Genomic DNA, 19,906 nt, shown 5'->3' with positions numbered 1-19,906 from the left:
AAACTATCGGCAATGGTGTTCGCTGCTAAACGCTGAATGCCTGAATCCCCGTCTGTGCGCGCCCCAGGATCAGCGCATGAATGTCGTGCGTGCCTTCGTAGGTGTTGACCACTTCAAGATTGACCACGTGGCGGATCACGCCGAACTCGTCGGAGATGCCGTTGCCGCCGAGCATGTCGCGCGCCATGCGGGCGATTTCGAGCGACTTGCCGCAGGAATTGCGCTTCATGATCGAGGTGATCTCGACCGCGGCCGTGCCCTCGTCCTTCATCCGGCCGAGGCGCAAACAACCCTGCAAGGCCATGGTGATCTCGGTCTGCATGTTGGCCAGCTTCAACTGGATCAGTTGGTTGGCGGCCAGCGGCCGGCCGAACTGTTTGCGATCCAGCGTGTATTGGCGGGCGGCATGCCAGCAGTATTCGGCGGCGCCCAGCGCGCCCCAGGCGATGCCGTAGCGCGCCGAGTTGAGGCAGGTGAACGGGCCCTTGAGGCCGCGCACCTCGGGGAAGGCGTTTTCCTCGGGGCAGAACACTTCGTCCATCACGATCTCGCCGGTGATCGAGGCGCGCAGGCCGACCTTGCCGTGGATCGCAGGCGCGGAAAGTCCCTTCCAGCCCTTCTCCAGCACGAAACCGCGAATCTGGCCGCCGTCGTCCTTGGCCCAGACCACGAAGACGTCGGCGATCGGACTGTTGGTGATCCACATCTTCGAACCGGAGATGCTGTAGCCGCCATCGACGGCGCGGGCGCGGGTGACCATGCTGCCGGGGTCGGAGCCGTGGTTGGGCTCGGTGAGGCCGAAACAGCCGATCAGCTCACCGGTGGCGAGCTTCGGCAGGTATTTGCGTTTGGTGGCCTCGTTGCCGAATTCATTGATCGGCACCATGACCAGCGAGCTTTGCACGCTCATCATCGAGCGATAACCGGAATCAACGCGCTCGATTTCGCGCGCGGCCAGCCCGTAGCAGACGTAGTTCATGCCGGCACCGCCGTACTCCTCGGGAATCGTGGTGCCGAGCAGGCCGAGTGCACCCATTTCGCGGAAGATCGCCGGATCGGTCTTTTCGTGGCGGAAGGCTTCCAGCACGCGCGGCGCGAGCTTGTCCTGGGCATAGGCGGCGGCGGCATCGCGCACCATGCGCTCATCCTCGGTGAGTTGCTGGTCCATCAGCAGCGGATCTTCCCAGTTGAAACTTGCCTTGCTGGCCATCGTGATTCCTTCCTTCAGTAAATTGTCATGCCGCCGTCGGCGGCGAGTATCTGTCCTGTTACGTAAGCCGATGCATCGGAGGCAAAGAACAGGAACACCGGCGCGATCTCCTCGGGCTCGGCCCAGCGACCCAGCGGAATGCGGTCGAGGTACTTGTCCTTGAATTTCTCGTCGGTGCGGATCACTTCCGTCATCGGCGTCGCCGCTCCCGGCGCGATCGCATTGGCGGTGATGTTGTAGCGCGCCAATTCCTTCGCGGTGCTCTTGGTCATGCCAAGAATACCTGCCTTCGCCGCGCTGTAGTTTATCTGACCAATCGTGCCGAGAACGCCCGCTGCCGAAGTGACGTAGATGATGCGGCCGTACTTGCGTTCGATCATGCCGCCGACCACTGCCTGCAGGCAGTTGAAGGCGCCGGTCAGATGCACGCCGACGACCTGGTTCCACTGCTCGATGGTCATCTTGTGGAGCATGGCGGTGCGGGTGATGCCGGCGTTGTTGACCAGGATGTCGATGCGCCCCCACTCGGCATTCACTTTCGCCGCCATGGCCTCGACCTGTTCGCGGCTGGAAACGTCGCAAGCGACGCCGATCGCCGTACCGCCAGCGCCGACTATTGCCGCGGCAACCTTCTCCGCCGCCTCGCCGTTCATGTCGACCACCGCCACCTTCGCACCTTCGCGGGCATAGGCCGCCGCCACCGAGGCGCCGATGCCCTGCCCGGCGCCGGTGACGATGGCCACCCTATCCTTTAGTTGCATGTGCTGGTCCCAATCGAAAATGATGATTCAGCAAGAAAAGCCAAAGCAGTCCGCGGATTTCACGGATTGCGCAGATTACGGCACGACCAAACAAGTGCTGCCTTCATCTGCGCAAATCTGCGAAATCTGCGGACAAAACCGCCGTTCAGCCCTTCGGCTTCGCCAGCACCTGCTCGGCGAACTTGTCGTCGAACAGTGCGCCTTCCGCAACCAGTTGGCGGAAGCGGACGAAGTCGATGACGTCCTTGCCCGTTACCTTCTTCGCGTCGAAGGCGTTGAAGCCCAGCCAGGCCTCGTGGTTCATGTTGGCGGCCAGCCAGTGGCGGTTCGGCAGCTTCATCTGGTCCCAGAAGAACTTCTTCTTGCCGCGGATGCCGTCGATGGAATTGATCAGGCAATTGGGGAACAGGTTGGCGAACTTCCAGACCAGGCGATTGACTTCGGCGTCGAGCAGCTCGAAATCGGTCGTGCACTCGGCCATCAGCGCCTTGGCGGCAGCGACCTTGTCGCCGGCAATCGGCTCGCCATAGACGATCTCGCCGTCATCGACGAAGGTGTCGGTACGCACCAGCGGATTCCTCACCCACTGGCCGTCCTTCTTCAGCACCGGCACGGCCTTGGTGACCAGTCCCTTCGACTTCATCTTGTAGGCGCTCCAGGTCTCGCAGGAGATGCAGTTGTACATCGCATCTTCCATGGACAGGAACCAGGGCAAAAAGTCGGTCGAGCCGCCAACCGGGGCGGAGCCGTGCTTGGGGCCGGCCTGGCCGAACACGGCGAGGTCGGAGGTCACCGTGATGTCGGTGGCCATGCCGATTTCCTGTCCGCCGGCGACGCGCATGCCATTGACGCGGCAGATCACCGGCTTCTTGCAATTGAGGATGCCGTCGACCATGGCGTTGAACAGATCCATGTACTCGCCGTACTCGTTGGGCCGCTTGGAGTAGTAGGAGGAATACTCGGCGGTGTTGCCGCCGGTGCAGAAGGCCTTGTCGCCGACCGCGGTGAACACCACGGCGACGACCTTCCGGTCGGAGGACGCGCGCTGCATGCCGGCGATGACGCCCTTGACCATGTCGGTGGTGTAGGAGTTGTACTGGCTCGGATTGTTGAGCCAGATCCAGGCGGAGAACAGTCCCGGCACCGCGGCACCCTTGTCGTCCAGCACCGGACGCTCTTCGTAGATCACCGTCGGCGCATCCTTGCCGAAGTGGCTGTTGTCAAAAAGCTGATGATCCTTCAGATCGTTTTCCCTGCGTAGCCATTCCAGTGCCATGTTGATTCTCCTCTGTAAATTCGTAAGTGTGCCGCTATCAGAAATCGGGGGTCAGAATCACGCGCCGCTTGAGCTTTCCGTGATGCGCTTCGTCGAACACCTGCTCGATCTGGCTCATGGGGCGCGTCTCGACAAACGGTCCGAGCGCAATCCTGCCGTCGACGCACATGTCCAGAACCTTCGGGTAGTACTCAGGCAGACAGCCCCAGGTGCCGATCAGTTCGGCGTCGAAGGCCATCAGCTTCGACAGCATGTAGGAAGTCTCGTCGCTGCCGTAGCCGACCACCACCAGCGTGCCGGTGAAGGACAGCAGCGACAGCGCCAGCTCCTGGCCGGGCTTGCTGCCGGTGACTTCGAAGATCTTCCAGCCATAGTTGGACGGCAGACCCTTTTCCTTGCAGAAGGCCTTGAACAGCTCCTTGACCTCCTTGGCGGTCTTGCCCCTGGGGTTGATGGTGAAGTCGGCCCCGTAGCCCTTCATGAACTCCAGCTTTTCCTCATTGATGTCGATGCCGATCACCGCCGCCGCGCCCATGCCCTTGGCCACCTGGGTCATGAAACTGCCGACACCGCCCGCCGCGCCGATGATGATGACGCGGTCGCCGGCCGTGAGTCGCGCCCGGATGGCCGCCTGGTAGGGCGTGGTCACCGCATCCGCCACCACCGACAGGTGCTCCAGCGGAATGTTGCCGCGATTGCCGACGATGCACAGGTCCGCCGCCGGCACCGGAATGTGGCTGGAATACCCGCCGTAGATGCCCATCGAATTTCCCGGCATCTTCTGGGCGAGGCAACGGTTGCCGCGTCCCGTCTTGCACAGTTCGCATTTGTTGCACGGCAGGACCGCCGGAATGATGACTTCCTTGCCGAGCACGCGCGCCGCAGTTGACTCATGAGCCGCCACCACCACGCCGGACACCTCGTGGCCGAGCGACAGGGGCGGCTTCTGCACCGTCGGCACGCCCATGTAGAAATAGGACAGATCGGTATGGCAGACGCCACAGCCGGCGACCTTGACCAAGGCCTCGCCGGCGGCCAGCGCCGGCGTCGGGATGCGGGTCTTCAGCAGCTTGCCCGGCTCGGTCATTTGCCAGGTATCGATGAATTCAGGAATCACTATTGCCTCCACGTGTAGGGTTGTCTTGTTCAGCGATCGCGCCAGACCGGTTTGCGCTTTTCAAGGAACGCGGCCAGGCCTTCCTTTGCATCCTCGGTAGCCATCAGTTCCTTGAGGTAGATTTCTTCCGCGGCATCCAGCGCGGCATCGAAGGGCTTGTCGCTCGCGGCGCGGATCGCCTTGCGCGTGCTGAGCAGCGCGGCACGACTCAGGGCCAGATAGGGATCGACAAAGGCCTTGAGGTCGGCGGCGAAGCTCTCCTTGGCAAAAACGCGATTGACGAGGCCGATGCGCAGCGCTTCATCGGCGTCGATGTTGTTGCCGCCCAGCAGCAGTTCCATCGCCCGCGCCGGCGGCACCAACCGCGGCAGCAGCACGGCGGCGATCGGCGGAAACACCGCCAGCTTGATCTCGGGCTGGCCGAACTTGGCGCCGGCCGCCGCCACCAGCATGTCGCAGGCGATGGCCAGTTCCATGCCGCCGCCGAGCGCCGCGCCATTCACCGCCGCCAGCGTCGGCATTGGCATCCGGTTCAGGCGCCGGAAGATGCCGTGGAACACTTCGATCATGCGGTCCACCTTGTCCGGCGTATGGTCGGCCACTTCGACACCCGCCGAAAACGCCTTCTCGCCGGCGCCGGTGATGAGCAGCAGCTTGACGTCGTTCGCCGCGAGGCAGGCATCGAGCGCGACGTTGATCTCCTCCATCATCGGAATGTCGAGCACGTTGAATGGAGGCTTGTTGATGGTCAGCGTCGCCAGCCCGCCTGCCACGCCATAAGTGATGAATTTGAAATCGGTCACGAAGTTAGTCATTTGGGTTCCTAGAACAAGTCGTCCATTTCGTCGGCGCCCACGCCCGGTGGCATGCCGCCGTATTGCTGCATGTAGGCCTGCACCAGCTGGTTCTCGCGCTGGCTGAAGAAGGGGGCATCCTCCCAGACGAAGTATTTGGCGATGTCGGCCTTGTCGAGCATGGCCTCCAAGCCTTCGCGCAGGTTCTCGACACCCCTGATCACCAGCACCTTCTTGTCGGCGTCGAGCAACTGATACACGCCCGATTCGGTCTGCACCCCGGCCACGTTTTCGGCCGTCAGTTCCAGCCATGCCTCCGGTGGCAGCACCATGTCCTCGATCTTCGCCGCAAGGTTGCACTTGAGGCAGCGCAAGGCTTCCGCGCGCGCCGTCGCTTCGTCGAAACCGAGTTCGACTTCATCCCAATTGTTGCGTTTGGCCGGGTCGATGAAGATGGGATGCAGGCGCTTGCGGGTATTGAAGCCCTCCTCGCGGCCGATGTACGGATCGGTGTCCCAGTCCGGCAGCAGCTTCTCCTCGATGTTGCCGTCGCCGCCGAGGAAGGCATCCATCGCCGCAGCCGCCTTGCGGCCCTGGGCGACGGATTCGATCAGCGTCGACGGGCCGAGCACGCAGTCGCCGCCGGCATAGACGCCGGGGCGGCTGGTCAGCATGTTGTCCTCGCGTACCTGGACGCGGTTGTTCTTCGCCAGTTGCACGCCGTAACCGGTAATTACTTCCGGACGCTGGCCGATCGCACCAATGACCAGATCGACGTCCTCGGTGAACTCGCTGCCGGCGATTTCCATCGGCCGGCGTCGGCCCGACGCATCCGGCTCGCCCAGCTGCATCCTGACGTAGGTGATCCGGAGGCGCGAGGTACCGCTCTCGTTGAGCTCGATTTTCTTCGGCGCCAGCAGGAATCGCAGGTTCACCTGCTCTTCGATGCAGCCCTGTACTTCATCGTCGCGCGCAGGCATTTCCTCCTGGGTGCGGCGATACACCATGTCGACGACTTCGGCGCCGAGACGACGGGCCGATCGCGCATTGTCGGTGGCCACGTTGCCGCCGCCGATCACCGCGACGCGCTTGCCGATCGAAATCGCCGTACCGTCAGCGCCGACTTTGCCGATTTTGCCCATGGTCGCCGCGCGCAGGAAGGTCGGGCTGTCGACCACGTTCGGCAGATTGTCGCCGGGGATGCCCAGCGGATCGCCGTTCTGCGCACCGATGCCGAGGAAGACCGCATCGAAACCCTGCGCCTTCAGATCATCGACATTCTCGATGCGCGTGTTGAAGCGGAATTCAACGCCCAGCTTTTCGACTTCGCCCACTTCCTGGTCGATCACGGCCAGCGGCACGCGATACGACGGAATGCCATAGCGCGCCATGCCGCCGGCGGCGGGCAAGGCATCGAATACGGTGACGCTGTGACCCTTCTTGGCGAGGTAATAGGCAGCGGTCAGCCCGCCCGGCCCGGCGCCGACCACCGCCGCCCTCTTGCCCGAGGGCGGCAACTGGATCGAATGCTTGCGCCACAGGCCGGTATCGTTGTCGGCGGCGATCCGCTTCAGGCTGCGGATCGACAGCGGATCGTCGAGGTCCTTGCGCCGGCAGGCCGATTCGCAGGGGCTGAAACACGCACGGCCGAGGATGCCGGGGAAGGGCAGCTTCTCGCGCACCACGGCAACCGCCTCGCCGTACATGCCGAGGCCCACCAGCTGCACGTAGCGTGGCACGTCGATGCCGGCCGGACAGGTGGCCTTGCACGGCACCTGGGTTTCTTCCTTGCGCGCGACATCCAGCGTGCGGTCCATCAGGGCGCCGGTCGGGCAGACGGTGACGCAGGCAGAGCAGAACTTGCAGCCGGATTCGAGCAGCGTCGCCGCGATGGTGCCGACCCACGTCCGGCCGTCGGTGTTCTTCACTTCGAGGCAGCCGACGCCGCGCACCTCGTTGCAGGCCACCAGGCAGCGCCGGCAGTCGATGCACAGGTTGTAGTCGCGGTCGTAGAAGGGTTCGTCCTTGATCACCGGCAACTGGATGTGCTTGTAGTTGGGCGTCGTCGGCGGAATGCCGACGTAATCGGACACCTTGCGCAGTTCGCAGCTGTTGAAAATCGAGCAGCAGCGCTGCTCGACGGGATTGCCGAAGGAACAGGTGGTGCGGCTGCAGCCTTCGCGCTGCGGGCAGGTCAGGCAGACGTGGGGATGCGTACCAAGGGTTTTGGCGATGCGTTCCTTGCGCAGCTTGTCGATGGCCGGCGAGGTGGTGGTGACGACCATGCCGGCCTCGACCGGAACCGAGCACGAGGTGCGCATGCCGGTGGTGCCGGCGATTTCAACCACGCAGAGGTTGCAGCCGCTGTCGCTGCCGCCGCGCTGGCAAGCGGGCGGCAGATCCGGATGGGCGCACAGGGCGGGAATATAGATGCCCGCAGCCGTAGCGGCCGAGAGCAGCGAAACGCCCGCCGGCGCCTGTACTACCTTGCCGTCTATGGTGATGCCGACACAGGCGGCCGCGTCGGCATCAGTCGCACTTGGCGCCTTCCGGGTTTTATACCACCTGATCTCGGACGTCTGTATGGCCTGCATATTTCCCTCGCGTTACTGTTGCCGGCTGTAGGGCGCGTAGTACGCGCCCCGGCAAGCGCCGGCCTTCACTGCCGCAATGAAGCCGGCCATGTCATGCACCGGCTGCGAAAACTCCGTCGCGCAACGCCCCACCGCCACCGTCTTGTGGCAATCGCTGCCGCCCAGGGTCGGCAATCCCATGTGCGCCGAGGCCCGGATGGCCAGATCGTTGTCGCTTTCCGCATTGACGCCGTTGTGCGACTCCACGGCGGCGATGTCTTGCAGCTCGAGCAGACCATCGAGCAGGCTGGCCAGCCCGACGTTGCGAAACGGATGCGCCGGAACGCAGATGCCGCCGAGCGAATTGATGCGCTCGATCACCTCTTGCAGCGGCAGGTAGCTGTCGCGTCCCCATACATTCCAGCCATCATCGACAACGCCGTAGGCCAGCAGGTGGCCCCGATCCGTCGCAATCTCGACCCCGCGCAGCACCAGCAGGCCTTCCTCGCGGCCGATCTGCTCGACCGGTTCGGACGCCTCGTAGGAATAGTGCTCGGTGATGCAGACACCATCGAGGCCGAGGGCTTTCGCGCGCCGGATCAGGTCCAGCGGTTCGAGCCAGTTGTCGTACGAATACTTCGTATGACAATGGGTATCGATCCACATGGCCTGGCGCCGATCCGTCCCGGACTCAGGGCAGCTCGTACTCGAGGTTAATCCGCTTCGAAGGCGCGAACTTGTTGGCCTTGAAGAACTTCTCCAGTGCGAAATCGTCCCAGTTCACCAGCGTGTAGACCTTCTTCACCCCGGCGGCCTTCATGTTCATCATGAACTGGTCGAGCATTTCGGCGGCGACGCCGAAGTGGCGGAAGTCGGGATGCACGCCAATGGTGTCGATCGTCGCGGTGCCGTCGGCAATGCCGAATTCGCCGAAGAACACGTAGCCCATGACGAAGCCGACCACCTTGCCGTCGATCTCGCAGACGATCGAGGTGTTGATGTTGGCGGCCCGGTTCAGGATGCCGGCAATCTTGCGCTCGTAGTACTCGCGCCGCGGCTCGCCGGTGGCGAACGCGTCGATCGCGACGATGGCGTCCAGATCCCCCTGGCGCAGGACGCGCATTACTCTTTTCTGATCAGCCATTTCAATCCTCCTTGTCTGGTCGGCAGCGCCGCTGGCGCCCCGAATGCTTAAAACAGTTCGCTATCTATGTCATTGCCGGCCGGTTCGCCGCGCTTGCGGACATAGACCGTGCCGTACATGAAGCCCATTTCCTGGCCTGCATCGAAACAGGTGTTGCAGCCCTCGCTCCCCGTCCCTTCCGTCTTGAACTCCTCGACATGGACTTCGAAGCCCATCGCCTTGTAGTTCTGCACGATCTCGGACAGGCGCGGTTCGCCGATGGTGGTCTGGCGCACCCAGCCGTCCTTGAGCAGTGCATCCTCGGGACTGACCACTTTGGCCTGCGCGATCGGAATCACCCGCCGTGGTGTCTCTGCCATGGCAATCACCCCGCTTACCACGAGTGCTTGATGGCGCCAGGAGTGCAGGCCGCCATGCACGGCAGGCTGCTGTAGCCGCCCGACGGCTTGCAGTCGGCGCAGTCGTAGGCCAGGGTGCGGCAGTTGGGCTTCTTGATCCAGGCCACTTCGTCGTCGTAGTCGTCGGTGATGATCTCGAACATCTGCTTCGGACATGCGGTCAGGCAGGCGCGATCCGCCGCGCAGCCGATGCACTTGTCCGTGTCGATGCTGATGTAATACTCACCGGAACCATCCTTGTAACCGTAGTTGGCGATCATGTCTTGCTCCTTATGGTCAGGGCACCGCGGGAGGCTATCAGGCAGCCGCCTTTTTGGACATCAGCGTGTAGCCAAACAGCGCCGCGCCAAGGGCTCCGGCGATCTGGCTATCGACCTTGGTATCGATGGCCTTGATGCCGAGCAGCTTCTCGATGCGCTTGACCACACCGGGGTTCTTGGCAATGCCGCCGGTGATGAAGAAGCCCTCTTCGACACCGATCCGCTCCAGCAGGGAGACCACGCGCTCGGCCATGGCCTGGCAGTAGGCCGCGATCACCTTGTTCTTGGTGTAGCCGGCCTTGAGCAGGCCCAGCGCCTCGGACTTGGCGAACACGACGCATACCGAGGACACGGCTTCGACGTCGCTGTCGATGTCGAAGGAACGCGGTCCCAGTTCGGCGATCGGAATCTGCATCAGGTCGGAGATGACTTCCATGCCGCGCCCGGTACCGGCCGCGCACTTGTCGTTCATCAGGAAGTTGGTGACCTTGCCCTTTTCGTCGCAGTGGATGGCCTTGCAGTCCTGGCCGCCCATGTCGAGGATGGTACGCACGCCGTTGCCGCCCATGTAGTTGGCGCCGCGGGCATGGCAGGCGATCTCGGTGATCGCCTTGTGGGCGAAAGGCACGTTGACCCGGCCGTAGCCGGTGCCGACGACGTAATGGATGTCTTCCAGCTTCATGCCGCACTTGTCCATCACGCCCTGCAGGGCATTGGTGGCCGAATCCGGCGAGTTGTTTCCGGTGCGCATGCTGTTGAAGCCGTAGAGCTCGCCATCCACCACCAGCACGGCCTGCGACGACACGGAACCGACGTCGATACCGCAGGTGATGATCTTGGCGGTCTTCCAGTCCTTGGTTTCATCTACCCAGGTGTTTTCCTGCCAGCGCCAGAATTCCTTCTTCTCCGGGGCGGTCGGGGCTGCTGTCACTTCTGCATTCATCTTTTCGCTCCTATTGCGTAAGGGGTCATCCGTAGCGGCGAGGTCAGCGTCTTTTGCTGGCCCGACCTGCTACGCAGGGGCTTCATCAGTGCTGACGCTCGGCGGCAATCATCGCGCATCCCAGCGCGCTGATGTACTCCGGCATGTCCGGCAGGGAAATCGCATCGACGCCCATCGCGGTCTTCAGCGACTGGACGAAGCCGGCGTTATGCACCATGCCGCCGATCAGCACCACCTCGCCCTCGATGCCGACGCGGCGCACCATGGCGCAAACGCGGCTGGCGACGGCGTCGAGCACGGCCTTGGCGATGTCGTTCTTGGGCGTCGCCGAATGGATCAGCGAAACCACTTCGGATTCGGCAAACACTGTGCACTGCGCGTTCATCGGGATGGTCTTGTCCGACTTGAGGCTGGCATCGCCGAACTCCTTGAGCGTCATCTGCAGGGCCCGCGACATCGCCTCTGCGAACGACCCGGCGCCCGCAGCGCACTTCTCGTTGCCGGCAAAATCGACCGCGCGGCCCTCGGCATCGGTCTTCATGCCGCGGCCTTCCTCGGCACCGACATCGACCACGGTGCGGCCCTGCGGGAACATGAAGTTCGCGCCCTTGGCACCGGCCGTCATTTCGGTAATGCCCTCGGCGGCGAAGGCCACCTGCTTGCGCCCGGCGCCTGTGGCAAACACGGCCTTGACGTCTTCGCGCTTGAGGCCGGCGGCCTCCAGTGCTTCGTTGTAGGCCTTGTCGGCAGCGACGTCCTGGTCCAGGTCGCCCGGCATCATGATGTGAGCCTTCTTGACGCCGTACTTCAAAGCCGGCGCGCCATCCACCTTGAGTTCTTCGAGCAGTATCACCTTGATGCTGCGCGAGCCCATATCGATTCCAGCGGTAATCATTGTTGATTCCTCCTAACTTTCATGCGGCGGTTAAGCCGCACGCCTGATGATGAAACACGCGAAAGGCGAATTGAAGGCCCGCCCCTCCCATCCTCCCCTCGCGGGGAGGCTCAGTCAGCTCGCTTCGCTCGAACATCACAGTACGCGCTTGGCAAGGTATTTCACGGTAATCGGGTTACGCTGCCTGGCGACGCAAGCCAAGCTGTTCCATGAAGGCATCAACGCGGGCCTGCGTGCGCACTTCGTCGAATTCGCGTTCGTCGCCCATGTTGCCTTCGAAGGTCATGATCGGCACCCCGGCCTTGGCAATGCCGCCACGGTTTTCCATGATGCCGAGGCTCAGGCCCTCGCAGCCGCGGTTGAGGTGCAGCATGACGCCATCGACCTGCCATTCCTTGACGATGCGCAGCATCATCTCGGTCTTCAGCCGCGGATCGAAGAAGTGCTGCCACTGCGGCTTGGACAGGTTCCAGTCGGCGTAGAGGCGCAGGATCTGGTCGCGCGTGTTCATCTCGATGCCCTTTTCCCAGGGCAGGCTGCGACCGCCCCAGCTGCCGTCCGGCTTGTCTTCCCAGATGCCTTCGAGGGCGAAGGTGTAGAGCGAACCGATCGACACCGCGCCGTAGGTTTCGAGGTAGCGGAAGATCTTGAGGAAGGACCAGGGCGGCTGCGTGTCGGACATCATGCGGCACTTCTCGTTGGGCACGGCGGCGATGCCGCGCGCGACGCGATCCTTCACTTCTTCGTAGAGTTCATCGTAGAAGTCGGCGCACCACTGCGAGGATTTCGACAGCGTGGCCAGCACGTAGAGCGAGTACATGGTCTTCTCGTCGAGCGGCGCCGGCTTGACCTTGTTCAAGGCGCAGATGTCGGCCCAGCGGCTGGTCGAGCGCATTTCGTTCTTGACCGCCTTGAGGAACTTCTCGTCGTCGAACTTGCGGCCGGTCGACTTTTCGAGGAACTCGATGCCGTCGTGCAGCTGGTTGGTGACGTAGTCGAGGCGCGCCGCGTTCATGTCCTTGTAGGGACCGACGCCGACGTCGACGTAGAACTGCGGCACCTTCTCTTCCTTGGCGACGTGCTGGTACCACTTCGAGTGCGAACAGCAGATCTGCGTCTGGAAGATGAAGTCGGGCTTGGGGAACTTGCCGCCGTAGAGATACTTGTCGAGGTGCATGCCACCCCAATAGATGCGCATGTAGGAGCACAGGTCGCGGGCGAAGCCGACCGATTCGGCGGCGTCCATGCATTCCTTGGCAAACTTCTTGTCATGCGCGACGGCCGCCGCGTAAGGCTCGCCGGTCAGCGAATAGACGTCGTCGCCGAGGCCGGCCGGCAGCGCATCGAGCGCCCAGGCGGAACCGGACCAGCGCAGGCCGCCATTGTCCTTGGCTGCGGCGTAGTTCTTGTAATACTGCTCGCGCAGCTGCTTGGCCTTGCCCCACAGCTTGAGGGATTCGGTCGGATACTTGTTCGGTGCGTTCATCGTTCTCTCCCGTCAGTTCTAGAACAGCTCTTCGTCGCTCATCGTTTCGAGGAATGCCTCGATACGAATGCGGAAGGGGCCGATGGGGTTGGTAATGTCAAATTCGAGGAACAGCGTCGGGATGCCGTTCTTTTCCAGGTGCTCCTTGAGGTCCGGATAGTCGCCCTCGTGCGGATCACAGAACTTCTGCTGCAGGAAGATCGCCGCGCGTGCGTTGAATTCCTTGGCCAGGCCGAGCACGTGGTCGAAGCGCGTATGACTCGGGTAATCCTTGGTCGGGCAGGCCGGACGGTCGCAGTAGCGGTCGGCGATGGCCTTGATCACGTCATCCTCGGGCTTCGATTCGTTCCAGAAGTAGCGGGTGCCGGAACACTGGTCGTCGATGACGATGGTCGATCCGACCGACTCGACCATGGCCATGAAGGCGATGTCGTCGTTTTCCGAGCCGATGGTCATGAAGCGCACGCCTTCCTTGCGATCCATCTTGCGCGAAGGCAGCGCGGCCAGCACTTTCTTCAGCATTTCGTTGTGCTCGCGCTTGTCGACGAATTGCGCGGTGATCGAGGCATACAGTGCCTCGACGCCGGTCACCCTGGGATTCTCTTCCTTGCGGTACTCGAACAGTTCGCGCAGCAGGCGGCGGTTCTCGTCGACCACGGCCAGCGCTTCCTTCAGCATCGCGTCGGTCAGCTCCTTGCCGGTCAGCGCCGAAAGGAAAGTACGGAAGGACTGGATTTCCGCGTAATGGGCCTTGCGCGCATGCGGCGACTGCACATCGTTGGGCATCGGCACGTAGTAGTCCCACTGTACCGAGGGCACATTGCTGCGCCAGGAACTGAAGGTCTGCCGGTACTGGATGCACGACTGGGTCAGCGTCACGCCTTCGCAGTAGTCGAAGCGCCCGAGCAGGCCTTGCGCCAGCGAATCGCGGCAGAACGGACAGAACATGCCGAAGATGTGCGGCTCGGTCACGTTCTGCGGCTCATGGGCGCCAAGCACGCGAACCGGCAGCATGCCGGCGGCAATCAGCAACTCTTCCGCGGTATAGGTACACATCGTCGCCACGACCTGACCCCCGGTACGCTGCTTCCAGTCACGTGCGTAATCGTGGCGTTTCTCATACCAGTTCTTGAACTGGTCGAACAAAGCATCAGCCATTGGTGCCTCCTTGTTTGTCATCCACGGCACTTTCGTGTGCCCGGATGCGGTATTCATTAGACTTGGAACTATTGTTCCATCGATGAATCATACTGCACATTCCGAGCGAAGTATGCGACAGGAAATCCGGATCGTCAAGAAGGTTATGCAATATTTTGCAGCGCTGTCAAAATATCTTTTTATTATGTTTTTTCAATCTGTTATGTGACTTTATGAAAGAAACCGGGATGAGAAATCAAAATAGTTTTTGACATATATCAAATTCATGTACTATAGTGCATCCACCAAAGCACGGAAGCCAAAAGGTGACAGCGCATCATGGCAGCGATTGAAAAACCCGGACTACCCATCGCAGCGCGCTTCGTCGACGAAGCCGCAGACACGGAATTCCTTCAGTCCCTTGGCATCCGCGTACGCGAGTCGCGTGCGCGGCGCGGCATGTCGCGCAAGGCCCTCGCTGTCAATGCCGACGTCTCTGAGCGCTATCTGGCGCAGGTGGAAAGCGGCGAGACCAATCCGTCCATCATGGTGTTGCGCCATGTCGCCCATGCACTTGGGATTTCCCTGATCGAACTGCTCGAGCCCCAGCACAGCTCGCCGGAGTACCGGCTGATCTCGCGCTTCCTCGAACAGCTCTCGCCCAACCGGCTCGAAGAAGCCCTGCTGCGCCTGATGCGCGATTTCGGCAATGAAGACGCCTCGCGCCGCAAGCGCATCGCGCTGGTCGGCCTGCGCGGCGCGGGCAAATCGACCCTCGGTCGTGCGCTGGCCAGCGAACTGTCCCTGCCTTTCGTCGAACTCAACAGCGCCATCGAGGCCGAGGCCGGCATGAGCCTCAACGAAATCTTCATGCTCTACGGCCAACCCGGCTTCCGCCGCCTGGAACGCCGCTGCCTCGAAAACTTCATCGCCCAGCATGAGAGCGCCGTCATCACCGTCGGCGGCGGCATTGTTTCCGAAGCGGAAACTTTCAACCTGCTGCTGATGAACTGCTACACCGTCTGGGTCAAGGCGACGCCCGAGGAACACATGTCGCGCGTCGTGGCGCAGGGCGACCTGCGCCCCATGGAAGGCAATACCGAGGCCATGGAAGACATGCGGCGCATCCTCGTCGCCCGCGAACCCCTCTATTCGAAAGCCGATTTCACGCTCGACACCACGGGCCGCCAACCGGAGGAATGCCTATTGCAACTGCGACAAGCCGTCACCCCCTGAAGCATCCCACAACAATACACGGAGAAGAGAATGACTCATCCCGATGCCCCCCGGCCAGACCATCACCTATGACACGCACCCCGATCAATACAAACACTGGCGCCTGAGCTGCGACGGCCCTGTCGCCACGCTGACCCTCGACATCAATGAAGATGCCGGCATCAAGCCCGGCTACAAGCTGAAGCTGAATTCCTACGACCTCGGTGTCGACATCGAGCTCTACGACGCGCTGCAGCGCATCCGCTTCGAGCATCCGGAAGTTCGCAGCGTCGTCGTCACCTCGGGCAAGGAACGCATCTTCTGTTCCGGCGCCAACATTTTCATGCTGGGCGTTTCCACCCACGCCTGGAAAGTGAATTTCTGCAAATTCACCAACGAGACGCGCAACGGCATCGAGGATTCGAGCCGCCATTCCGGCCTCAAGTTCCTCGCCGCCTGCAACGGCACCACCGCCGGCGGCGGCTACGAGCTGGCGCTGGCCTGCGACGAAATCATCCTGGTCGACGACCGCTCCTCCGCCGTCAGCCTGCCCGAAGTCCCGTTGCTCGGCGTGCTGCCGGGTACCGGCGGCCTCACCCGCGTCACCGACAAGCGCCGCGTGCGGCGCGATCATGCCGACATCTTCTGCACCCTGACCGAAGGCGTACGCGCCCAGCGTGCCAAGGAATGGCGCCTGATCGACGACTACGCTAAACCCCAGGCTTTTGCCGAAAAGGTGAAGCAGCGCGCCGAGCAGCTCGCGGCACAGAGCGACCGCCCCGCCGATGCCAAAGGCATTGTCCTGCCCGCCCTCGCGCGCAGCATCGACGAGGCCGGCTACCACTACCAGACCATCGATGTGGCGATCGACCGCAAGGCACGCCGCGCAACACTGACCGTCGCCGCCCCGTCCGCCCCGGTGGCCACGGCTATCGACGGCATCGTCGCCGCCGGCGCCGCCTGGTGGCCGCTGCTGATGGCGCGCGAGCTCGACGATGCCATCCTGATGCTGCGCACCAACGATCTGGAAATCGGCACCTGGGTCATCAAGACCAGCGGCGATGCGCAACACGTGCTGGCTGCCGATGCCGCGCTGGCGCAGCACCGGAAGCACTGGTTCGTGCGCGAGGTGATCGGCATGCTGCGGCGTACCCTGGCCCGCCTCGATGTCACCTCACGCACCATGATTGCGTTGGTCGAACGGGGCAGCTGTTTCGCCGGCACGCTGGCCGAGCTGCTGTTTGCCGCGGACCGCGGCTACATGCTCTCCCTGCCCGACGACGAGCAGCAGGAAGGCGCCGTCGTGCTGTCGGAGATGAATTTCGGCAGCTACCCGATGGTCAACGGCCAGTACCGCATCGCCGCCCGCTTCTATGGCGAGGAAGCCCCGATCGCCGCCGCCAAGGAGGCTACTGGCAAGCAGCTGGGCGCCGCCGCCGCGCTGGAACTGGGCCTCGTCACCGCGACACCGGACGACCTCGACTGGGAAGACGAGATCCGCATCGTCCTCGAAGAACGCGCCAGCCTGTCGCCCGATGCACTGACCGCGATGGAAGCCAACCTGCGCTTCGGCCCCGGCGAAACCATGGAAACCCGCGTCTTCGGCCGGCTCTCGGCCTGGCAGAACTGGATCTTCATCCGCCCCAATGCCGTCGGCGAAGCCGGTGCGCTGAAGGTTTTCGGCAGCGGCAACAAGGCCAAATTCAACTGGGAACGCGTCTGACGTTTCCGGATAAAAACAGCACCCCTACCCCCAACAGGAGAGAATGCCATGAGCATTGATTACAACCAGAAGATCCCCAACAACGTCAACCTGTCCGAGAACAAGACCCTGCAGCGCGCCCTTGAGCACTGGCAACCGGAGTTCATCAACTGGTGGAAGGACATGGGCCCGGACGACTCGCAGAGCTTCGACGTCTATCTGCGCACCGCGGTCAGCGTCGATCCGGGCGGCTGGGCGCACTTCGACTACGTCAAGATGCCCGACTACCGCTGGGGCATCTTCCTCAACCCGGCCGAGGAAGGCCGCAAGGTGAATTTCGGCGCCCACAAGGGCGAAGCCGCCTGGCAGGAAGTGCCGGGCGAATATCGCAGCAACCTGCGCCGCCTGATCGTCACGCAAGGCGACACCGAGCCCGCCTCGGTCGAACAGCAGCGCCACCTCGGCCTGACCTGCCCCTCGCTCTACGACATGCGCAACCTGTTCCAGGTCAACGTCGAGGAAGGCCGCCACCTGTGGGCGATGGTCTACCTGCTGCACGCCTACTTCGGCCGCGACGGCCGCGAGGAAGCCGAGGCCCTGCTCGAACGCCGCTCGGGCGATGCCGACAACCCCCGCATCCTCGGCGCCTTCAACGAGAGCACGCCGGATTGGCTGTCCTTCTTCATGTTCACCTACTTCACCGACCGCGACGGCAAGTACCAGTTGTGTTCCTTGGCGGAATCCGGCTTCGACCCGCTGGCCCGCACCTGCAAGTTCATGCTGACCGAAGAAGCGCACCACATGTTCGTCGGCGAATCCGGCGTCGGCCGCGTCATCCAGCGCACCTGCGAGATGATGAACCAGCTCAAGACCGACGACGTGGCGAAGCTTCGCGCCGCCGGCGTGATCGACCTGCCCACGATCCAGCGCTACCTGAACTTCCATTTCAGCGTGACCATGGACCTGTTCGGCGCCGATGTCTCGTCGAACGCCGCGACCTTCTACAACACCGGACTCAAGGGCCGCTACGAGGAAACCAAGCAGGACGACGACCACCAGCTCAACGACGCCACCTATCCCGTGCTCGAAGTCGGCAGCGGACAACTCCTCACCGTCCAGGCGCCCTACCTCAATGCCCTGAACGAAAGGCTGCGCGACGACTACGTGCGCGATGCCGTGGCCGGCATCGAGCGCTGGAACAAGATCATCCAGAAGGCAGGCATTCCCTTCGTCCTCAAGGCACCGCACAAGGCCTTCAACCGCAAGATCGGCCCCTTGTCGGCGGCGAAGATTTCCCCCGCCGGCAAGGTGCTCTCCGAAGCCGAATGGACGCACCACCACCTCGAATGGCTGCCTTCGGTCGAGGATCGCGCCTTCGTCAGTTCGCTGATGGGCCGTGTCGCCGAGCCGGGCAAGTACGCCAACTGGATTGCGCCGCCGGCACGCGGCATCAACAATCAAGCGGTAGACTTTGAATACGTCCGTTTCAACTGAAACGGCACGATGCGCGAGGACTGACTATGGCTACCGCTGCCGCAACACAGGTGACGATCATGCGCCAGCACCTGATCGACCCGGAGATCTGCATTCGCTGCAACACCTGCGAAGAAACCTGTCCGGTGAATGCGATCAGCCACGACTCGCGCAACTACGTGATCGACGCGGCGAAGTGCAAGTACTGCTACAACTGCATCTCGCCCTGCCCCACCGGCGCCATCGACAACTGGCGCCATGTGCGGGCGGAAGAGGCCTATCCCCTGGCCGAGCAGTTGCTGTGGGATACGCTGCCGGCGCAGATCGCCCTCGACGAAAGCCCGAAAGTCGGCGCTGGCGACACGGCGAATGAAGTGCAGAGCCAGGCAACTCCCTTGCCCGATGATGTGGAACGGATTGCCGCCGCCTCCACCTCGGGCCAGGGCGGCATCGCCCCGCCGCCGTGGTCGGCGGCGCATCCCTACGTCAACCTCTATTCGATCCAGAAGCCGGCGCTGGCCACCGTCAGCGGCAACTTCCGCCTGACCGCGGAAGATGCGTCGAGCGACATCCGCCACATCGTGCTCGACTTCGGCAACGCCTATTTCCCGGTGCTCGAAGGCCAGACCATCGGCGTCCTCGCGCCCGGGCTCGACGCCAACGGAAAACCGCATCACGTCCGCCTCTACTCGGTCGCCAGCCCGCGCGACGGCGAACGGCCGCGCTACAACAACCTGTCGCTCACCGTGAAGCGGGTCACCTCCGATCACGAAGGCGCGCCGGTGAACGGCGTGGCATCCAACTACATGTGCGACCTGAAGAAGGGCGACAAGGTCCAGGTCGTCGGCCCCTACGGCACCAGCTTCCTGATGCCCAACCACCCCGGCAGCAACCTCCTCATGATCTGCACCGGCACCGGCTCGGCGCCGATGCGGGCAATGACCGAACACCGCCGCCGCAAGTTCGTCGCCGGCGAGAACGCAGGCAGGCTGATGCTCTTCTTCGGCGCCCGCAGCCACGGCGAACTGCCCTACTTCGGCCCGCTGACCAAGCTGCCCAAGGAGTTCATCGACATCAACTTCGGCTTTTCGCGCGTCCCCGGCGAACCCAAGCGCTACGTGCAGGACCTGCTGCGCGAGCGCGGCGGCGACGTCGCCCGCCTGCTCAGGGACGAGAACACCTACGTCTATCTCTGCGGCCTGAAAGGCATGGAAAAAGGCGTCGAAGAAGCCTTCACCGAAGCCTGCCGCGCCAACGGCCTGGACTGGGGCACGCTGCGCCCGCAGTTGTTGCAGCAGGGGCGGTACCACGTGGAGACTTACTGAGCGGTCACGCCCCGCCGACGTCCCACCGGAACGCCGGAGCCGCCAGGTTCAGGCTGTTCGAAAGTCGGCGCCGGCAGGACGGCGATTGTCGCCGAGCCATCCGCGCCAGCACTGCGGGGCAGGCTTGGCAGCATATTTCCAGCGCGTTGGAAGTTGTCTGCTGATCGGCCGAAGCGGACATCCAGAAGCACCAAGAA

At 62.9% G+C, this 19,906-nt stretch carries 18 protein-coding genes; 4 read left to right on the top strand and 14 right to left on the bottom strand.

The genetic code is table 11. The features are described 5' to 3' along the window. Positions 1-25: 25 nt before the first annotated feature. From SUTH_RS08235 to bzdN, 14 genes are all read right to left on the bottom strand, one after another. Positions 26-1,210: an acyl-CoA dehydrogenase gene (locus SUTH_RS08235; protein ID WP_041098459.1), complete on the bottom strand. Its 1,185-nt coding sequence runs from the start codon at positions 1,208-1,210 to the stop codon at positions 26-28. A 14-nt stretch (positions 1,211-1,224) separates the two neighbouring features. Next, the gene (gene fabG / locus SUTH_RS08230; RefSeq protein WP_041098458.1) at positions 1,225-1,971 is read right to left on the bottom strand and encodes a 3-oxoacyl-ACP reductase FabG; all 747 of its coding nucleotides are present in this window, start codon (positions 1,969-1,971) and stop codon (positions 1,225-1,227) included. Positions 1,972-2,116: 145 nt separating this feature from the next. Then, a complete protein-coding gene (gene oah / locus SUTH_RS08225; protein ID WP_041098456.1) occupies positions 2,117-3,247 on the bottom strand; it encodes a 6-oxocyclohex-1-ene-1-carbonyl-CoA hydratase in 1,131 nt (376 codons plus the stop codon). Positions 3,248-3,284: 37 nt separating this feature from the next. Continuing rightward, positions 3,285-4,364, bottom strand: a complete 1,080-nt coding sequence (gene had, locus SUTH_RS08220; RefSeq protein ID WP_041098454.1) for a 6-hydroxycyclohex-1-ene-1-carbonyl-CoA dehydrogenase — start codon at positions 4,362-4,364, stop codon at positions 3,285-3,287. Positions 4,365-4,393: 29 nt separating this feature from the next. Next, positions 4,394-5,179 carry an enoyl-CoA hydratase/isomerase family protein gene (locus SUTH_RS08215; protein ID WP_041098452.1) on the bottom strand — a complete coding sequence of 262 codons (786 nt, stop codon included), beginning with the start codon at positions 5,177-5,179 and terminating at the stop codon, positions 4,394-4,396. A gap of 8 nt (positions 5,180-5,187) precedes the next feature. Further along, a complete protein-coding gene (locus tag SUTH_RS08210; protein ID WP_084207304.1) occupies positions 5,188-7,752 on the bottom strand; it encodes an FAD-dependent oxidoreductase in 2,565 nt (854 codons plus the stop codon). Positions 7,753-7,764: 12 nt separating this feature from the next. Next, positions 7,765-8,397: a CehA/McbA family metallohydrolase gene (locus SUTH_RS08205; RefSeq protein WP_041098450.1), complete on the bottom strand. Its 633-nt coding sequence runs from the start codon at positions 8,395-8,397 to the stop codon at positions 7,765-7,767. Positions 8,398-8,422: 25 nt separating this feature from the next. Continuing rightward, entirely contained in the window at positions 8,423-8,875 is a 453-nt protein-coding gene (locus tag SUTH_RS08200; RefSeq protein ID WP_041098448.1) for a GNAT family N-acetyltransferase, read from the bottom strand. 47 nt (positions 8,876-8,922) lie between these two features. Beyond that, positions 8,923-9,234 carry a hypothetical protein gene (locus SUTH_RS08195; protein WP_041098446.1) on the bottom strand — a complete coding sequence of 104 codons (312 nt, stop codon included), beginning with the start codon at positions 9,232-9,234 and terminating at the stop codon, positions 8,923-8,925. A gap of 14 nt (positions 9,235-9,248) precedes the next feature. After that, positions 9,249-9,533 carry a 4Fe-4S dicluster domain-containing protein gene (locus tag SUTH_RS08190; protein ID WP_041098443.1) on the bottom strand — a complete coding sequence of 95 codons (285 nt, stop codon included), beginning with the start codon at positions 9,531-9,533 and terminating at the stop codon, positions 9,249-9,251. Between the two features lie 37 nt (positions 9,534-9,570). Next, complete coding sequence (gene bzdQ / locus SUTH_RS08185) at positions 9,571-10,476, bottom strand: benzoyl-CoA reductase, bzd-type, subunit Q (RefSeq protein WP_041098441.1); 906 nt, start codon at positions 10,474-10,476, stop codon at positions 9,571-9,573. Positions 10,477-10,561: 85 nt separating this feature from the next. Next, entirely contained in the window at positions 10,562-11,371 is an 810-nt protein-coding gene (locus SUTH_RS08180; RefSeq protein ID WP_041098439.1) for an acyl-CoA dehydratase activase, read from the bottom strand. 175 nt (positions 11,372-11,546) lie between these two features. After that, positions 11,547-12,857, bottom strand: a complete 1,311-nt coding sequence (gene bzdO / locus SUTH_RS08175) for a benzoyl-CoA reductase, bzd-type, subunit O (RefSeq protein ID WP_041098437.1) — start codon at positions 12,855-12,857, stop codon at positions 11,547-11,549. An 18-nt stretch (positions 12,858-12,875) separates the two neighbouring features. Further along, entirely contained in the window at positions 12,876-14,015 is a 1,140-nt protein-coding gene (bzdN, locus tag SUTH_RS08170) for a benzoyl-CoA reductase, bzd-type, subunit N (RefSeq protein ID WP_041101989.1), read from the bottom strand. Positions 14,016-14,333: 318 nt separating this feature from the next. Between bzdN and SUTH_RS08165 the strand changes: the two genes are divergently transcribed. Genes SUTH_RS08165 through boxA form a run of 4 tightly spaced genes read left to right on the top strand, consistent with a single transcriptional unit; the run spans position 14,334 to position 19,709 of the window. Then, positions 14,334-15,230 (top strand): helix-turn-helix transcriptional regulator, encoded by an 897-nt coding sequence (locus SUTH_RS08165; RefSeq protein WP_041098435.1) that lies wholly within the window; start codon positions 14,334-14,336, stop codon positions 15,228-15,230. A gap of 43 nt (positions 15,231-15,273) precedes the next feature. Beyond that, the gene (gene boxC, locus SUTH_RS08160; RefSeq protein WP_041098434.1) at positions 15,274-16,932 is read left to right on the top strand and encodes a 2,3-epoxybenzoyl-CoA dihydrolase; all 1,659 of its coding nucleotides are present in this window, start codon (positions 15,274-15,276) and stop codon (positions 16,930-16,932) included. A gap of 48 nt (positions 16,933-16,980) precedes the next feature. Further along, positions 16,981-18,405 carry a benzoyl-CoA 2,3-epoxidase subunit BoxB gene (boxB, locus tag SUTH_RS08155; protein ID WP_041098432.1) on the top strand — a complete coding sequence of 475 codons (1,425 nt, stop codon included), beginning with the start codon at positions 16,981-16,983 and terminating at the stop codon, positions 18,403-18,405. A 26-nt stretch (positions 18,406-18,431) separates the two neighbouring features. Beyond that, the gene (boxA, locus tag SUTH_RS08150; RefSeq protein WP_041098430.1) at positions 18,432-19,709 is read left to right on the top strand and encodes a benzoyl-CoA 2,3-epoxidase subunit BoxA; all 1,278 of its coding nucleotides are present in this window, start codon (positions 18,432-18,434) and stop codon (positions 19,707-19,709) included. Positions 19,710-19,906: the final 197 nt, after the last annotated feature.

It is taken from the genome of Sulfuritalea hydrogenivorans sk43H (assembly GCF_000828635.1).
Classification (GTDB): domain Bacteria; phylum Pseudomonadota; class Gammaproteobacteria; order Burkholderiales; family Rhodocyclaceae; genus Sulfuritalea; species Sulfuritalea hydrogenivorans.
Note: the sequence above shows the minus strand (reverse complement) of the source record. Positions and strands in the feature narration are given on the sequence as shown.

What these genes read in the sequence shown, in the direction of transcription:
- SUTH_RS08235 (WP_041098459.1), bottom strand. Translation starts at nt 1,210, where the DNA reads ATGGCCAGCAAGGCAAGTTTCAACTGGGAAGATCCGCTGCTGATGGAC.
- fabG (WP_041098458.1), bottom strand. Translation starts at nt 1,971, where the DNA reads ATGCAACTAAAGGATAGGGTGGCCATCGTCACCGGCGCCGGGCAGGGC.
- oah (WP_041098456.1), bottom strand. Translation starts at nt 3,247, where the DNA reads ATGGCACTGGAATGGCTACGCAGGGAAAACGATCTGAAGGATCATCAG.
- SUTH_RS08215 (WP_041098452.1), bottom strand. Translation starts at nt 5,179, where the DNA reads ATGACTAACTTCGTGACCGATTTCAAATTCATCACTTATGGCGTGGCA.
- SUTH_RS08210 (WP_084207304.1), bottom strand. Translation starts at nt 7,752, where the DNA reads ATGCAGGCCATACAGACGTCCGAGATCAGGTGGTATAAAACCCGGAAG.
- SUTH_RS08205 (WP_041098450.1), bottom strand. Translation starts at nt 8,397, where the DNA reads ATGTGGATCGATACCCATTGTCATACGAAGTATTCGTACGACAACTGG.
- SUTH_RS08200 (WP_041098448.1), bottom strand. Translation starts at nt 8,875, where the DNA reads ATGGCTGATCAGAAAAGAGTAATGCGCGTCCTGCGCCAGGGGGATCTG.
- SUTH_RS08195 (WP_041098446.1), bottom strand. Translation starts at nt 9,234, where the DNA reads ATGGCAGAGACACCACGGCGGGTGATTCCGATCGCGCAGGCCAAAGTG.
- SUTH_RS08190 (WP_041098443.1), bottom strand. Translation starts at nt 9,533, where the DNA reads ATGATCGCCAACTACGGTTACAAGGATGGTTCCGGTGAGTATTACATC.
- bzdQ (WP_041098441.1), bottom strand. Translation starts at nt 10,476, where the DNA reads ATGAATGCAGAAGTGACAGCAGCCCCGACCGCCCCGGAGAAGAAGGAA.
- SUTH_RS08180 (WP_041098439.1), bottom strand. Translation starts at nt 11,371, where the DNA reads ATGATTACCGCTGGAATCGATATGGGCTCGCGCAGCATCAAGGTGATA.
- bzdO (WP_041098437.1), bottom strand. Translation starts at nt 12,857, where the DNA reads ATGAACGCACCGAACAAGTATCCGACCGAATCCCTCAAGCTGTGGGGC.
- bzdN (WP_041101989.1), bottom strand. Translation starts at nt 14,015, where the DNA reads ATGGCTGATGCTTTGTTCGACCAGTTCAAGAACTGGTATGAGAAACGC.
- SUTH_RS08165 (WP_041098435.1), top strand. Translation starts at nt 14,334, where the DNA reads ATGGCAGCGATTGAAAAACCCGGACTACCCATCGCAGCGCGCTTCGTC.
- boxC (WP_041098434.1), top strand. Translation starts at nt 15,274, where the DNA reads ATGCCCCCCGGCCAGACCATCACCTATGACACGCACCCCGATCAATAC.
- boxB (WP_041098432.1), top strand. Translation starts at nt 16,981, where the DNA reads ATGAGCATTGATTACAACCAGAAGATCCCCAACAACGTCAACCTGTCC.
- boxA (WP_041098430.1), top strand. Translation starts at nt 18,432, where the DNA reads ATGGCTACCGCTGCCGCAACACAGGTGACGATCATGCGCCAGCACCTG.